Raw genomic sequence first — 16677 nt, 5'->3', positions numbered from 1 at the left:
TGCTTATGTGAGTCTGGGGTTTTTCTGTTTTAGTGGATTATCAATTGTAATAAGAATTTCAGAGTTGTTATTTCAATTGGTAAATAACCTGAGTCAAAATTAAATGAAAAAAATTACCTCAGTTGTGATTCTAGGTGGTGGCAGTGCAGGCTGGATGAGTGCTGCAATGCTCTCAAAACTTATGCCAAATATTGAAATCACATTAGTTGAATCAAAAGATATTGGAACCATTGGAGTTGGAGAAGCCTCAATTCCTCCATTGACCGTGTTTAATCAAACCTTAGGTATTGAGGAACACGAGTTTATGCGTGAAACGCAAGCAAGTATTAAGCTGGGTATTCAATTTGAAAACTGGAACCAGCAAGGCGACAGTTATATGCATGCTTTTGGTGCGTTAGGTAAAGATCTTGGTTTTACTCAATTTCATCATTATTGGCTGAAAAGTCAGCAAAAACCGGAAACTTTTTGGAATTACTCTTTTAATTATCAAGCGGCTCAAGCAGGTAAATATAATCTGGTTAATCAAATCCCCAATACAAATCTTCCTGGGCTTGTGCACGCTTATCATTTTGATGCAGGTTTATATGCTAACTATCTGAGCAATGTTGCAATACGTACAGGTGTGACACGAGTAGAGGGCTTGGTTAAAGCAGCAACGCTTGAAAACGACTCTGGTAACATCAAGAGTATTCAGTTATCAGATGGAAGCGAAATCGAAGCTGATATATTTATTGATTGTTCTGGTCAGCATGCTTTTTTAATTGAAAAAATATTAGGAACAGGATATGAGGATTGGTCGCACTTTTTGCCTTGCGATAGGGCATTGGCCGTCCCTTCTGAGAAACTGGATTCTACGCTACCTTATACAAAGTCAATTGCCCATGATTCAGGTTGGCAATGGCAAATTCCTCTGCAACATCGAATAGGCAATGGTTTAGTTTACAGTAGCCGTTATCTTGCTGATGAAGATGCTAAGTCACTGCTCCTTGAAAGTTTACCGAGTAAACCAATTGCTGAGCCTAAACTGATTAAATTTAAGGTTGGTAGACGTCTTAAACAGTGGAATAAAAACTGCATTTCTATTGGTTTGTCGAGTGGCTTTCTTGAGCCACTTGAGTCAACCAGTATTCATCTAATTCAGTCTGCGATAATGAGACTGATAAAGCTATTTCCACAAACAGATGCATTTGAATTTGCAAGAAAAGAATTTAATAAACAGTCTGAATACGAATTCAAACATATTCGTGACTTTATTATTTTACACTACTGCTTAAACAATAAGTCAGCGTCATTCTGGAAGCATTGTAGGCATATGGATATCCCTAAAAATCTAAAAGATAAAATTGAATTATTTAAGGAAACCGCAGAAGTAAGTCGTAACCCAGAGGATTTGTTTGCTCATACGGCATGGCAACAAGTCATGATTGGTCAAGGCATTGTTCCCCAAAAATATCACCCCATCGCTGATGCGTTATCAAAACAGCAATTGACTGATTTCTTGAATGACTTATCCAGCATCTACCATAAGTGTTCGAATGCGCTTCCAACACATGATGAATTTTTACAGCACTATTGTTCCAAAGGCTAAATGTGTTCACAGAAAAGAGTAAAGGATTCAACAATGAAAAAAACTAAAACATTTATTTTATCTGCACTTTCTTTATGTATTGCCAGTGGATTGGGGTTAACGGCTTGTTCAAAAAATAATGAAGAACCACAAGCACAAGTTGAATCTCAAGAGAAAAAACAAGGAAAAGTGGTTGTTTACCAGATGTTTACTCGACTGTTCGGTAATACAAAAACCACCAATAAAGAGTGGGGCACCATTGAGGAAAACGGTGTAGGTAAATTTAACGACATCGATGATACCGCTTTAAAAGCTATTAAAGACTTAGGTGCGAATTATGTGTGGTACACAGGCGTACTACACCATGATTTAGTACGTGATTATACCGCTTATGGCATTAGTAATGATGACCCTGAAGTAATTAAAGGGCGTGCTGGCTCACCTTATGCAGTAAAAGATTACTATAATGTGAACCCTGATTTGGCGGTTGATCCTGCTAATCGTCTTCAAGAATTCGAAGCACTCGTGGCACGTACTCACAGTAACGGCTTAAAAGCCGTCATTGATATTGTTCCAAACCACATTGCTCGTAATTATAAGTCGTTGTCTAAACCAGAAGGTGTTGAAGATTTTGGTGAGTCTGATAACCCAGAATTGAGTTACGCTAAGCACAATAACTTTTATTATGTTAAAGGCAAAGATTTTAAGCTCCCTGAATGGTTAGATGGTTATCAAGTTCTTGGTGGTGAAAAGCACCCAATGATTGACGGTGAATTTACTGAAAAACCAGCTAAATGGACTGGTAACGGGTCGCGTAAATCGCAACCACATTTTCACGATTGGTATGAAACCGTCAAAGTGAATTATGGTGTTCGCCCTGATGGCACTTACGATTTCCCGACATTACCAGCAGAATATGCCAATAAAGATGTAAAAGCGCACTTTGAATTCTGGCAAGGTAAAGAAGTACCAAGTTCTTGGGTTAAGTTCAAAGATATTGCATTGTATTGGACTGCAAAAGGTGTTGATGGTTTCCGTTATGATATGGCAGAGATGGTGCCGGTAGAGTTTTGGAGTTACATGAACAGCCACATTAAAATGCAGAACCCTGATGCATTCTTATTGGCTGAAATCTATCAACCAAAAATTTATCGTGACTTCATCCATTTAGGTAAGATGGATTATCTTTACGATAAAGTTGATTTGTATGATCGTCTAAAAGAAATTATTCAAGATAAACGCAATACAGATGTACTAGATGAAGTGGCAAACATGTATGCAGACATCGATGAAAACTTACTGCACTTCCTAGAAAACCATGATGAGCAACGTATCGCTAGCCCTGAATTTGCCGGGAAAGCTGAAAACGCACTGCCTGCGATGGTGGTTTCAGCGACTATGGGTAAAGGGCCAACCATGATCTACTTTGGCCAAACAGTTGGTGAAAAAGGTGAGAAAGATGCTGGCTTTGGTAAAGCAAGCCGTACGTCAATTTTTGATTATTGGGGCGTACCGGCTCACCAACAATGGATGAATGGCGGTAAATTTGATGGTGCTCTATTGTCTGCCGATCAAAAAGCGTTACAAAGCTATTATCGAAAACTACTTAATTTCACTCGTGGTTCAAGTGCACTAATGGGTGAGTTTGTTTCTACGCATAAAGCCAACCAACAATCACAAGGCTATAACGGCGACTTATACAGCTATGTTCGTTTTGACGACAAACAAAAGCTGATTGTTATGTCTAATTTCTCACAATCAGAAGCCGCAGAAGTAAATTATCAGCTACCTGCTTCAGTAGTGAGTAAATTAGGGCTGGAAGATGGCGAATATGTGTTAATTGATCGATTAAATGGTGGTGAATATAGCTTAGTGATCAACGCAGGTGTTGGAACCTCGTCACTACCTATGAGTCCATTAATGTCTCGTATTTTAGAAGTGAACATTTAATCTTTCAGAATAAGAGGGTGAGGGTAAAGGTTTACTTTCATTCTCGTAAGCAATACAAGAATTATAAAATTATGATAAAAAAATTAACGCTCTCAATATCCATAGCTTTAGGTGCCTTCTCAACATCATCACTGGCCGCTGATCTTGAATCAGCTGAATTCAAAGGCAAGCACCTTGTTCTAAAAACAGATGAATACAAAGTCATTGTCGATGCCATCGGCGAAGGAGCGGTCAGCGTTCATTATCAAGTACAAGGAATGAAGCAATTGCCTTCATTTTCGATTGCTGAAGACGTTGAGTACTCAAAAGGTAAGCTATCTAAAACATCAAAAGGTTATCGCTACAAACTGAATGACTTGACCGTTAACATTCAAAAGCAGCCTTTCAAACTGAGTTATTTTCATAACGACAAACAAATTCTTTCAGAAGAATCGGGCTTGATTAATCACGATAACATTCGTGGTTTTCGATTTAAGTTAGAGGAAAATGAAAAGTTAGCTGGTGGTGGACAGCGAGTATTGGGTATGGATCGTCGTGGTCAACGGGTGCCTTTATACAACAAAGCTTCCTACGGCTACACTACGCATGCTGAACAAATGTACTACGGCTTACCAGCGGTAATGTCTAACAATAAATATGCGCTCATTTTTGACAACTCAGCAAACGGCTGGCTTGATTTCGGTAAAACTGAAAAAGATGTTTTAAAGTTTGAAGCTGAAGGTGGTCGAAGTGCCTACATTGTTGCTGCTGGTGAAAACTATCCAGAGCTCATTGAAAACTTAACAGAGGTTACGGGTCGTCAGCCAATGCCTCCTCGTTGGGCGTTTGGTAACTTTGCTTCTCGTTTTGGCTATAAAACTCAGCAACAAACTGAAGAAACAGTAAATGCGTTTATTGATCAGGATATTCCTCTTGATGCTGTTGTTTTAGATTTATTTTGGTTTGGCAAAGAGATCAAAGGCACGATGGGTAACCTAGCCTGGGATAACGATAGCTTCCCTGAGCCAGAAAAAATGATCGCTGATTTCAAAGAAAAAGGCGTGAATACCATTTTGATCACTGAGCCTTTTATTCTTTCAACGTCAAAACGATGGGATGAAGCTGTATCCGCTGAGGCACTTGCTAAGAACTTTGCTGGCGATGTAAAAACGTGGGATTTCTATTTCGGTAACACTGGTTTAGTCGATGTGTTTTCGAAGAAAGGGCAGGAGTGGTTCTGGGATAAATATCAACCACTTTTAGAGCAAGGCGTTGCAGGTTGGTGGGGCGATTTAGGTGAGCCTGAGGTGCATCCTCATGACACCATCCATACCTTAGATGGCATTAACGTGTCAGAAACGGCAGCGGCCAATGAAGTTCATAATGCGTACGGTCATCAGTGGGCGAAAAACCTTTCAGAAAAGTTAAAGCAAGCTCAACCTGAGCAGCGACATATGATCATGATGCGCTCTGGTTTTGTTGGTTCACAACGCTACGGCATGATCCCCTGGACAGGCGATGTTAGTAGAAGTTGGGGCGGGCTAAAGCCTCAGGTTGAGCTTAGCTTGCAAATGGGATTATTAGGTTTAGGGTACACGCACTCAGACTTAGGTGGTTTTGCTGGTGGTGAAAAATTCGATCCTGAACTTTATACTCGCTGGTTACAATATGGTGTTTTCCAACCAGTTTATCGTCCACACGCACAAGACAATATCGCTCCTGAGCCGGTTTTTCATGATGAGAAAACCAAAGACATAGTGCGCAAGTACATTAAATTGAGATATCAGTTGCTGCCATATAACTACACGCTAGCTTTTGAAAACAGTACAACAGGGATGCCGTTAATGCGCCCGTTGATGTTTGCTCAAAACTCAAGTAAGGCGTTTGATAATGCCAAAAGCTATATGTGGGGTGATGCGTTTTTGGTCACTCCAGTGGTAAACCCTGAAATCACAGAGGTGAGCGTAGAACTACCTAATGGTGTTTGGTTTGACTTCTTTAAAGGCACTCGCTATCAAGGTGGTAAAACCATCACTCAACCTACGGATTTAGAAACTTTACCTGTACTTGTAAAAGCGGGCAGTTTTATCCCTATGGTTGAAGCTGTGCAATCTACAAAAGATTATTCAACGAAAAACCTAACGCTGCATTACTATCATGATGATTCGATTAAACATGCAAGCGGTCAAATGTATGATGATGATGGTATTAACCCAAACAGCATCAAAGCTGAAAAATATGACTTTTTTAGTTTTGGCAGTTTAAATGATGAATCTTTGCTTGCCATTAAAGTTAAAGCCGAAAAAAGAAACTTTATTAAAAATAGAAAGCTGGATTTGATTGTTCGCGGATTAAAAAGTACTCCGCAAAAAGTATTAATCAATAACAAACCGATACCATTTGAATTTAAAGATAAGTTACTTTCTTTTTCATCAAAACTTGGGGAAGGACAAACTTTCACCATTGTTAAGACAAAATAGGCTGCTAGTTATTCCACGTTTCATGACGGACCTAACATCTGAAGGAGTTAAAGGGTGAGCGTCTAATGATTCTTTAAGGCGTTGGGATTTTGATTGTTCGAGCAAATAGAACTTTCTTAATCCTTGCCTTGATACTGTTAGCCACTGTTGTTGCTTTGTTTGAGAGTCTGTCACTTTTATTTGTATAGCGGTTTCGGGTGACAGCCTTTCTAAACTAAAAGGGCATACAAATGTTTTGTTGTTAATTGTTGCTCTAGAAGCTGTAGGTCTAGAATATATTGCTTCTTCATGACTTGTATCTAATTCTTTCATAAACTCTGTAGGTTTCTGTACTTTAAAAGTTTTAGATACAATTTTTAGCGCTTCAACTCCTTTCTCAGTGCTAAGAAATTCTTGAAGATTTGACTTATGTTCGCCTGTCGAAATATCCTCGGAAGGTTGAACATCGTTAGTAAGTTCAATAAACTCATTAGCTTCATCATATGCACTTGCACAATTAACTTTTGCTGATTGGAGTGGACTTATCCCTTCTTTATTTAAAGCTGTAGCTAATACGTTGGCAGATATGCGCAAATCTGTAGAACCATGAATCAGGTAATCTATTGGTTCAAAAATTCTGGGTACAAAGTTTATAAACTTGCTAAAATAATATGCGACGGTTTTGTCCTCACGAGATGTTTCTGAAATTACCCATTCAACTCTACCCCTCTTTGTAGATTTTGAATCTAAAGAGAATGTATTGTCTTCCACAGTGATAGAGTTAGGTGACTCTCTAGACCAGAGCTGCTGAGCTACGCTTTCCTCAACGCGCTGCATAGTTAGTTCAGAATGCATAATATATGCCTATAAAATATACATTTATACTGAAGCTAACAGTTCACTACTGTATTTTGACTGAATACGTATGTAATAAGTGTTTAAAGTCACTTAACCCCGATAATATTAGGTAACTAAAAAACCGCTAAGTAGCTGGTGAAATGTTTTGTCAGAACACTTATGGCCAGTTACTTATTATCGGATATAAAAAATAAAATAAGGAAACTCGAATGGCGAACGATAAGCCGCAGTTAACCTTTTGGCAAATCTGGAATATGTGTTTTGGCTTCTTAGGCCTCCAGTTTGGTTTTGCTCTACAAAATGCCAATATGAGCCGTATTTTCCAAACCCTTGGTGCGGAAATGGACGCGATCCCAATTTTATGGATTGCAGGCCCTGTAACAGGGTTATTAGTACAGCCGATCATTGGTCACTTTAGTGATAAAACGTGGGCAGGCTTAGGCAGACGAAGACCTTACTTCCTCTATGGTGCTATTTTCACCAGTTTAGCTCTAGTATTAATGCCTAACGCAAGTTACTTATGGATGGCAGCTGGCTTACTTTGGATTCTCGACGCTTCTATTAACGTGTCAATGGAGCCATTTAGAGCATTTGTCGCTGATAACATGCCAAAAAATCAGCAGGCGAAAGGCTATTCGATGCAGAGTTTCTTTATCGGTATTGGTGCTGTCGTTGCCTCAATGTTACCGTGGGTTTTAGCCCATTTTGGTGTTGATAATCACGCCGTAGAAGGTGTAATCCCTGACACGGTTAAATACTCCTTCTATGCTGGCGCAGTGGTATTACTGGGTGCAATTTGCTGGACGGTGTTTTCCACAAAAGAATATTCACCAGAAGAGTTAGCATCATTTAGTGACTCAAATGTAACTGATGATGATCAAAAGCTTACTGTATCTGCGCAGAGCTTTTTAAGAAATGGCCTTGGTTGGCTTGCAACTGGCTTGTTGTCAACATTCCTGGTGTTTGATAACCAGTGGGATAAACAGCTATATGTCTTAACGATCAGCATCGCATTTTTTGGTTTATTGCAATTACTTGTATCAATGCGTCGTAAAGGTGATTCTAAAATCACTGGTTTTGACACCATTTTTGAAGACTTGTTTACGATGCCAAGTACGATGAAGCAACTGGCTGTTGTTCAGTTCTTCTCATGGTTTGCATTGTTTGCCATGTGGATTTATACCACAGCGACCGTTACATCAGTTCACTTTGGTAGCTCAGACCCATCGTCTGTGGCTTATAACGATGGTGCAAACTGGGTTGGAGTGCTTTTTGCAGCGTATAACGGTTTTGCTGCATTAGCCGCAATTCTTATTCCTTATATGGTTAAAGCGATTGGGTTACGCAAAACGCATTTTATCAATTTACTGCTTGGTGCGATTGGATTAGCCCTCTTCTTAGTTATCAAAAATCCTAATTACCTGATCATCTCAATGATAGGTGTCGGTTTTGCTTGGGCTTCGATTTTATCATTACCATATGCAATGCTTGCTGGTTCATTACCAGCAAACAAGATGGGCATTTATATGGGGATATTTAATTTCTTCATTGTGATCCCTCAGCTATTAGCAGCAAGTGTTTTAGGCCTATTATTAAGACTCGGCTTCGACAGTCAGCCGATTTATGCATTGCTCATTGGTGCAATAAGCTTAGTTATTTCTGGCTTGTTTGCCTTACGAGTTTCAACAGACGTGAGTGAATAGGTTTTATCTATTAAGTACCTGACGATAAAATCTTAAGAAATTTATGGTCAGGTACTGAATGCCTAAGTTTTCGGGCATTCAGAGTCCTTCATTTTATTAGTATCAATAGAATTCAAGCCATAGGGCAATAACAATAATGAAAAAAATAGCACTAGCGTTGGCAGTTTCAGTTTGCTTTACGTCGGCACAAGCAGAAGATTTTTACGGAACCTTGCATCCATTTGCGAAAGAAAATGTTTATTTCGTAATTACTGACCGTTTTGTCGATGGCGATAAAAGTAATAACTTTGAGCAGGACACAGGTTTTGATAAGGCGCTTAATTGGCCAACAGGCGAGCAAGCTAATGTAGGCTATTTAGGAGGGGACTTTAGAGGTCTTCTCGATCATGCTGAATACATCAAAAATCTTGGGTTTACTTCAGTTTGGATGACGCCAATCATTCAAAACCCAGCCGAAGCATTCACCGGTGGTTATGAGATCAAGCCGACCGGATTTGCTATGGATAGAGAAAAGTCTGGTTATCATGGGTATTGGGGGGTAAATTTTTATCAACTTGATAAACACTTACCGTCGAAAAACCTCAACTACAAGCAATTGAATGAAGAATTCGCAAAACACGACATTAAGACGATTTTAGATGTTGTGATAAACCATGGTTCACCGGCTTATACCATGCCTGACATACAGCCTGAGTTTGGCAAGTTGTATGACAAAAGTGGCAAATTGGTGGCCGATCATATGAACTTATCACCTGAAAATTTAAAGCCTGAAACTGAGCCTATGCACAGTTGGTTTTATCCCAAACCTGACTTAGCGCAGCTTGCTGACATCAATGTCGAAAACGATGAAGCCTTAAATTACTTTGTTGACGCTTACCTTCAATGGTTAGGTGACGGTGCGTCAGCATTTCGTATTGATACCGTAAAACATGTACCAGCAGAAGTTTGGGGTAAGTTTACTCAAAAAATTCGTGCACATTATCCAAATCTATTTATGTTTGGTGAAGCATACTCGTACGACGCCAACGATATTGCGCAATACACATACTCTAAGTTTGGCGGTATGAGCGTATTAGATTTTCCATTAAAAAAAGCATTGGATGAAGTGTTTGCGGGTGGCAAAGGTTTTGAACATTTAAGTGAAGCACTGCATTTAGTTGATGGTCCTTATGCGAACCCTTATATGTTAACTACATTTTACGATAACCACGACATGGCTCGTATGAATGCGACTGATAATGGCTTTATTGATGCTCACAATTGGCTATTTACTGCACGCGGTATCCCTGTTGTTTATTACGGTAGTGAAATTGGATTTGAACGAGGGAAGGGCGAACATTTTGGCAACCGAAACTATTACGGTGTCGAGAATATCGCTAAATCCAAGAACAATAAAATTGCTGAACACTTAGCAAAAATTGCGAAAGTACGAAAAGAAAACATTGCATTGCAAAAAGGTCTACAAATTCCTGTAGAGCTGAGCGATGATAAAGCCGTATTTTATCGTATCTATCAATACCAAGGTGTAAACCAAACGGCATTAGTTTTATTGAATAAAGGCGAGAGTTCACAAAAGTTCAAGTTGCCAAATAACTTACCAGTCGGTAAGTGGACTGAAGCGCTCGAAGGTACTCAAAAAGAGTTGAGCTCAGGTAAATCGATTCGTTTGAACCCACATAGTGTTAAGGTGTTTTTACTCAATCAAGAAATAACATCGCCTGACTTACTTAAAGCGCTAAGAAACTCAATGGCGCATCGGCTTGGTCGTCTTTAATTGAGGAAAGCCCCATATTTGGGGCTTTTTTATGTTCTAGACTGGTTTACTTGATGTTCGAGTAATTAACTCTGGGCTCAAAAAGATTTGTTTCTGATCATTACCCTGAATTTTATCAATTAAAATATCAACCAACACCTCACCAGCTTTGACGGTATCTTGTTTAATTGTTGTCAAAGGTGGATTCATAAACTGCGCAATTTGAATGTCGTCAAAACCAACAACACTGATATCAGTTGGAATGTGTTTACCTTTTTCTTTTAATGCCTTAATGGCACCAATAGCAATAAGATCACTGGCAGCAAAAATCGCAGAAAAGCTCTGACGGCTTTCAATTAATTTCAATGTTGCTTCATAACCTGATTGTTCAGTAGAAATTGCGTCTAACTGTAGCTTCGGCTCAATAGGTTGCCCTGACTTTATTAAGGCTTCAGCGTAACCTTGATAGCGGTCAAAGAACTCTGGGCAGTGAACAGATGCATCGCCAATAAAGGCAATTTTTTTATGGCCAAACGCCAGTAAATGGCTCGTAGCTTGTAAACCACCATCTTTATTATCGCAGCAAATTGAAGGATGATTATCTGACTGGGGGCCCCAACGAACGTAATGAGTGCCTTGTTCATCTAATTGCTTTAACTTGGGTTCGAAGTCAACCGCATCACCATAGCCAAGTAAAATGATGCCATCGGCCTTTTGACTATCTTCATAATCTGCGTGCCAATCATCTGAGTGGTGCTGAAAAGAAAGCAATAGATCGTATTCTTTTTTAGCCGTTGCTTGAGTAATTGACCCCAGCATTGATAAGAAAAAAGGATTAATTAATGAATTATCTGATGTTGGATCTGCAAAAATTAAAAGTGCCAGAGTTTTGCTTGTTTGAGTACGTAAACTACTGGCGTGTTTATCGACTTTATAATTGAGCTCTTTAGCTATTCGCTTAACTTCTTCAATAGTTTCTTTTTTTACAAGAGAACTGTTACGTAAAGCTCTAGAAACAGTGGATTGAGAAACCCCTGCGAGATGGGCAATGTCAAACGACGTTGCTTTCCCTTTCATAATTATTTTTCCACGGTAACGATAACGCTACGCTAATATATCAAATTGATACTTGGATCACACCATACTTTGACAAACCGATAAATATTTTAAAGATCGCTTAAAGGACTTCTAACGCCATTTGCTCCTGCTTGTATGACGTGTGTATAAATTTGCGTCGTTCTTAAATCTGTGTGACCCAACTGTTCTTGAACCGTTCTTATGTCAGTACCTCGTTGTAATAAATGGGTTGCAAAAGAGTGCCTTAATGTATGGCAGTTCACTCGTTTTTGTATCCCAGCCTTTTTTGCTGCCATCGCTACTGCTTTTCTAACTGACGTCTCATCGATATGGTGACGTCTGACATCATTTTGAGCATGAGGATCATTACTTAACCTAGAAGAGGGAAATAGGAAATGCCAATTGAACATTTTAGGTGCATGAGGATACTTTTGAGCTAGAGCATACGGTAAATAAACACCACTATAGTCTTCCAGTTCAATATCATGCTGGAACAACGAGCGACACAGTTCAATTTGTAACTTCAAAGGCTCGATTAACTCTTTAGCTAAAGTGACTCGTCGGTGTTTACCGCCTTTACCATTCCAGACCATGATTGAGCAGTAATCGAAATCAATATCTTGAATACGTAACCGTAATGATTCCATGAGCCTGAGCCCACTGCCATATAAGAGCTTAATTACGAGCTGTTTATTTGTATCCACTTGCTTCAGTAATTGAGTGACTTCTTTTTGTGTCAACACAACGGGTAATTTTGTTTGACGGGCAGACTTATTAAATTGTAAATCCAGTGATATTGGTGATTTAAGAATTTCTTTATAAAGGAAACCTATCGCATTCAGTGCTATTCGTTGTGTAGAAGGGGCAACATTTTTCTGATTAGCTAAAAATGATAGATAATTCTCAACGTGTTTATCATCCAACTCGTTAGGATGCTTCTTCCCATTAAATAAGATGTAACCTTTAATCCAATGTTGATAAGTTTCAATGGTACGTTTAGCAAAGTGACGGCTAATCATGTATTCCTTGATGCTGTTCAGAAATGGCGAATTACTCATAATTTTTAATTTTTTCCCATGGATAAATAAACAGTAGTTCAAATATTCCCGCTTTCCACCGCAAAGAAGGGTTTTTTCTTGTTTTAACGTAAGTGATACTTTTGAGTAAAAATTATTAGACATTGAAATCTAAAAGATTAACGTGTAGATTTTACGATAAATTTCTAAAGAGAAAGGTCGAAGTCTGATGTGTAAAAGCGAGACTTTTTCCTTCTAATAAGCTGTTAGCAGTATGTCGGTATCATCATGGTTCAACAAACTAATACAATTCTTGGATTAATAGCTGCTGTTATTATGGCAATTATTACTTGGGCAACAATTTCTTCTCGGCAAAGGCAACTTGACGATCCAAATGATGATAGTGTTGTATATTTTGAGCAACTTCATGATATTTGCTCATTGCAACAAGGTGGTAAATACCTCCTTCGTATTTTAAGGCAAAGTGGTAATTTACAAAAAGACGACCAAATTTTTTCATCATCGGAATCGGCAATAAAGGCAGCAATTTCAACTTTTAAACGTGCAAAAATTGAATGTGCCTATATTACGAAAAATACCGAAGTTGAATTTTTCTTTCGCCGTCCTTATCACCATCATGGCGGGAGTGCCGAGGGTAAAAAAGTCGGAAGCATAGAAATTTATAAAATCGAGTAAACTGCTAACAAGCAGTTCAACAGGACAAATACTGTTTGGCTTTGCTCCTGCGTCGCAAATTATAGCCAAACACTATTTGCCCGTTAACTGGGCGTTATGCATTCATCAAGCAATGGAGTTGTAATGAATATTATTGTAAAAATTTCTTGGGTACTTCTCTTATTTGTTATTGCAAATAAATCGTTTGCGACTGATTGTAAATCGGAGTGCCAACTAGAACAGGTTAAACTGTACTTTACAGCTTTAGATAAAGTCGCAAGGAAAGGTTCGACTCCAACTGATATTGACGCTCTTCTGGATTTAACGCATAAAAATGTAAAATATGTTCACGTTGAATATGAGGCAAACTTCGACAAAAATACTTGGCGAAAAGCGTTTCTTCGAAATTTAGAGCTAGGTAGGTATCAAAATACCGATAAAAACCAGAAACGTATTTTAAAAACTATCTCAGGTAAAAATTATTTAGCTGTTGAGTATTCAAGGGGTATTATTCAAAGTGATGGTAGTTGGAAAGGCTCTGAACCACTTTTAGCTTTATTTGGTTTTACAGACGGCAAAATCTCTCTCATCAAAGAACTTTGGTAAAATGCATAACAAGCGCTTCAACAGGACAAATACTGGTTGGCTCCTACGCTGCGCTCCGGATTATAGCCAACCAGTATTTGCCCGTTAAGCGGGCGTTATATGGCTCGGAAGGTATGGATTATCGAATAGAGTTACATGAATTAGGTGAATTTAGAATGGGAGCATGGGCTTTTGGTGTGACCGTTTTTTCTGGTTCAACAGTTATTTCCTGTTTGAAAAAAATTCATGTATTTTCAAGTAGTATGGAATCACCCGATATCTCTGAATTAGTTGACGAAGATTCTGAGCAAAACATTATTGTTCTAATTGGCACTTTTTCATCATTCGTTATCGATCTTAATAAAGCTAAACTGTCTTTGTTTAAACATACAATACGAGACAGCACGGGGGTTTGGTGTGAAGAAACTCCTATTTACAAAGGTAAACAAGTTCATGTTTCAAGTAAATTTGGAAAACATTATTACTTACAGTTTCCTTTCTATAATCAGGATCAATTTAACGCTAAGGTTAAAGCATATGAGCAATTGCGTTTAACTCAAATCAAAGAAATGAAAAATAAGTGGTTTTAAAGCCATATAACAAGGCATTCAACAGGACGCAAAATCGTTGGCTTTTGCTCCTGCGTCGCAAAGTATAAGCCAACGTTTTGCGCCTGTTAATGCGGCGTTAGTACTTTAATTATGATTGACGATATATCCGTAAGTATTAATTTTTCTGGTGATAAATTTTCTCCGACGAAAGGTGAGAATGCCACAGGCCTTATTTTTTCCAATAAAATTGAATTTGGTGATATTGGAGTTCGAGGAAAATATAAAGGTAAACCTGTACCATATGGTTCAGGTACTCTTAAAGTACCGGAAGAGATAAATATGAATAACCGTATTTTATGGTTAACTGAGGCTTTAAGTGGCAAAATTGATGTTCTCCGCAAACTTGGGGCAGATGAACCACATATTTATATTGGTTACTTCTATAAAGACCAATGCAACTTAACTCTCACTAAATCCGAGATAGCTGCCATTGCAGCTCTTAATTTAGAATTTTGTTTTTCATGTTACGATATTAGCGATGGCGAGTAGAGTACTAACAAGCGCTTCAACAAGGACAAATACTGGTTGGCTCCTACGCTGCGCTTCGGATTATAGCCAAACAGTATTTGCCCGTTAAGCGGGCGTTAGCTAACCAAGGCAGGTGTATGTGTTTTTTAAAAATTCACAGTGAAAACTTCTCGTTTAAGAAGCTCTGCGAAACTACATCAGTTCCTGTTTACAGCGTTTTTGATAAAGGTGAATGTAGAAGTAAAAATAGCAAAAGGAAAAGTAACTCTTTTGTTGTTTCATTTGATGTATCAGATGCAGATTGGGATGACTTCCCAACACAAGTTAATGATGCAATACAATTTTTAACTTTACATTTTGAGGAATTAAATACACTAATTATTGCTATTCCTGATGCTGATGGCTACTTAGATTTTCCAATATATTCAAGATTAAATGAAAAGATAGTTAATCAAAATGACCATCTACCGAAACAATTAATTAATTTGGCAGGCAAATTAAATTTAGGTATTGAAATGGCCATTTACTCTCCTGATACATTTGAGTAAGGTTAGCTAACAAGTGCATCAACAAGGACGCAAAACTGTTTGGCTTTGCTCCTTCGTAGCAAATTATAGCCAAACAATTTGCGCCTGTTATGCAGGCGTTATGCGTTTGCCACGAAATCAATTATTTATTGGTTTTAGTGATTACGGCAAAATTATCGGTTGCAGGTTTAAATTCAGGCAACGTGTTTTCGCCTTTAAATCAGTGGTTGCGCTAATTGGCGTCAACTATCAGCGTAAGATCTAACTTTCATCTTGCGCCATTAGCTTGTCGGCTATTAAAGTAAGGCTCAAAGTTAAGCCTTGCGGTAGCGTGGCAAAAACAAATTCAAGCAGTTTGTTTTGTTCAAAAAATTAAAAGTCAGGCGGTGGTGCTGTTAACAAGTATTGCAGTTCGCCTAACAAGCGCATCAACTGGACAAATACTGGTTGGCTCCTACGCTGCGCTTCGGATTATAGCCAACCAGCATTTGCCCGTTATGCGGGCGTTAGGCTACCTTCACATAATGGAGTAATAATGAAGTCTGGTACTAAATTTGAAAAACTTACGGAAAAAATATTTGCTCAACTAGTAAAGCAGCCAGACTATGAAAAGGTTCAGCATGATATAAAGCTCGAAGGTAAAGATGGTCCAAGGCAAATTGATGTTTTAATTACTTCCGAAATAGCAGGAATGAAAATTAAAACTATTATCGAATGTAAGGACTACAAGGATAAAGTTAGCGTAGGAGTTGTAGACTCGCTTCATTCAGTAATGCAAGATGTTAATGCGAACAAAGGAGTATTAGTATCGTCTAATGGTTTTTCTTCAACGGCTATAAATAAAGCAAAACGATTGGGTATTTCATTATATACCGCACATGAAGCATTAAGTGAAAAATGGAAAATTGATATTGAGATCCCTGTTTTAGTTACCGAGATTTCTTCAGTTAATGCGAATCCAACATTCCAAGCGTTCTTCAATAAAGGTGATCGAATTCATCGAGATGCTATATTTAATGTCAACGATATTAATGTGGTTAAAGCGTTAGAAAGCGATTTACAAAAGCTTTCTCCAGATACATTGGCGCAATATGAAAAATCTGAAAAAGGTTATTGCCCAACCGAAATAACTCCACCTTTTTATATTCGCGATGCAAATGGAAATAAAAAAACAGTTGATAATTTTTTAATCAACTATGAAATAAAAAAGACATATTATTTTGGTTATCTTAATGATCAAAAAGATGTTACTGCTTTGCGTGATGTTATAGAGAATGGTATGCGCATTGTTTTTAAAGCAGATTTTATTATTGACTATAAAAACACTCTAAAAAAAATAAAAAAAGAAGATATTCCATCGGTTGGTGAAATAAATATAGAGTGCATAACTCAACCAGAGTTTAGTGATTATCAAATACAATCTGTTGCTATATCGAAAATAGGTTAGCC

14 protein-coding genes are annotated in these 16677 nt (G+C 38.2%); 11 read left to right on the top strand and 3 right to left on the bottom strand.

The annotated features are described in order from the left end of the window. The first annotated feature begins 103 nt into the window (after positions 1-103). The 3 genes from AC1EU2_RS12375 to AC1EU2_RS12365 all read left to right on the top strand — a co-directional run bounded on the left by AC1EU2_RS12375 (position 104) and on the right by AC1EU2_RS12365 (position 5976). Complete coding sequence (locus tag AC1EU2_RS12375; protein WP_480298587.1) at positions 104-1588, top strand: tryptophan halogenase family protein; 1485 nt, start codon at positions 104-106, stop codon at positions 1586-1588. A gap of 33 nt (positions 1589-1621) precedes the next feature. Then, positions 1622-3517, top strand: coding sequence for an alpha-amylase family protein (locus AC1EU2_RS12370; RefSeq protein WP_480298586.1), 1896 nt, complete (start codon positions 1622-1624; stop codon positions 3515-3517). A 71-nt stretch (positions 3518-3588) separates the two neighbouring features. Then, the gene (locus AC1EU2_RS12365; protein ID WP_480298585.1) at positions 3589-5976 is read left to right on the top strand and encodes a glycoside hydrolase family 31 protein; all 2388 of its coding nucleotides are present in this window, start codon (positions 3589-3591) and stop codon (positions 5974-5976) included. On the opposite strand, the gene AC1EU2_RS12360 is transcribed toward AC1EU2_RS12365, so the two are convergent. After that, a complete protein-coding gene (locus tag AC1EU2_RS12360) occupies positions 5929-6810 on the bottom strand; it encodes a hypothetical protein (RefSeq protein ID WP_480298584.1) in 882 nt (293 codons plus the stop codon). The genes AC1EU2_RS12365 and AC1EU2_RS12360 overlap by 48 nt on opposite strands. A 212-nt stretch (positions 6811-7022) precedes the next feature. Between AC1EU2_RS12360 and AC1EU2_RS12355 the strand changes: the two genes are divergently transcribed. Both AC1EU2_RS12355 and AC1EU2_RS12350 read left to right on the top strand, forming a co-directional pair. Beyond that, the gene (locus AC1EU2_RS12355; protein WP_480298583.1) at positions 7023-8516 is read left to right on the top strand and encodes an MFS transporter; all 1494 of its coding nucleotides are present in this window, start codon (positions 7023-7025) and stop codon (positions 8514-8516) included. A gap of 136 nt (positions 8517-8652) precedes the next feature. Beyond that, positions 8653-10290 carry an alpha-amylase family glycosyl hydrolase gene (locus tag AC1EU2_RS12350; RefSeq protein ID WP_480298582.1) on the top strand — a complete coding sequence of 546 codons (1638 nt, stop codon included), beginning with the start codon at positions 8653-8655 and terminating at the stop codon, positions 10288-10290. Between the two features lie 36 nt (positions 10291-10326). On the opposite strand, the gene AC1EU2_RS12345 is transcribed toward AC1EU2_RS12350, so the two are convergent. Next, on the bottom strand, positions 10327-11346 hold the full coding sequence (locus tag AC1EU2_RS12345) for a LacI family DNA-binding transcriptional regulator (protein WP_480298581.1): 1020 nt from the start codon (positions 11344-11346) through the stop codon (positions 10327-10329). Positions 11347-11435: 89 nt separating this feature from the next. Further along, the gene (locus tag AC1EU2_RS12340; RefSeq protein WP_480298580.1) at positions 11436-12404 is read right to left on the bottom strand and encodes an integron integrase; all 969 of its coding nucleotides are present in this window, start codon (positions 12402-12404) and stop codon (positions 11436-11438) included. Between the two features lie 246 nt (positions 12405-12650). Between AC1EU2_RS12340 and AC1EU2_RS12335 the strand changes: the two genes are divergently transcribed. The 6 genes from AC1EU2_RS12335 (at position 12651) to AC1EU2_RS12310 (ending at position 16675) form a co-directional block, all read left to right on the top strand. Further along, positions 12651-13058 (top strand): hypothetical protein, encoded by a 408-nt coding sequence (locus AC1EU2_RS12335; RefSeq protein WP_480298579.1) that lies wholly within the window; start codon positions 12651-12653, stop codon positions 13056-13058. Between the two features lie 123 nt (positions 13059-13181). Beyond that, a complete protein-coding gene (locus AC1EU2_RS12330) occupies positions 13182-13643 on the top strand; it encodes a hypothetical protein (protein WP_480298578.1) in 462 nt (153 codons plus the stop codon). Positions 13644-13756: 113 nt separating this feature from the next. Further along, complete coding sequence (locus AC1EU2_RS12325) at positions 13757-14212, top strand: hypothetical protein (RefSeq protein WP_480298577.1); 456 nt, start codon at positions 13757-13759, stop codon at positions 14210-14212. A 111-nt stretch (positions 14213-14323) separates the two neighbouring features. Then, complete coding sequence (locus AC1EU2_RS12320) at positions 14324-14722, top strand: hypothetical protein (RefSeq protein ID WP_480298576.1); 399 nt, start codon at positions 14324-14326, stop codon at positions 14720-14722. Between the two features lie 116 nt (positions 14723-14838). Continuing rightward, positions 14839-15249 (top strand): hypothetical protein, encoded by a 411-nt coding sequence (locus tag AC1EU2_RS12315; protein WP_480298575.1) that lies wholly within the window; start codon positions 14839-14841, stop codon positions 15247-15249. Positions 15250-15763: 514 nt separating this feature from the next. Beyond that, positions 15764-16675, top strand: coding sequence for a restriction endonuclease (locus tag AC1EU2_RS12310; RefSeq protein WP_480298574.1), 912 nt, complete (start codon positions 15764-15766; stop codon positions 16673-16675). Positions 16676-16677: the final 2 nt, after the last annotated feature.

This window comes from Parashewanella sp. 2304DJ23-3 (assembly GCF_056591695.1).
Note: the sequence above shows the minus strand (reverse complement) of the source record. Positions and strands in the feature narration are given on the sequence as shown.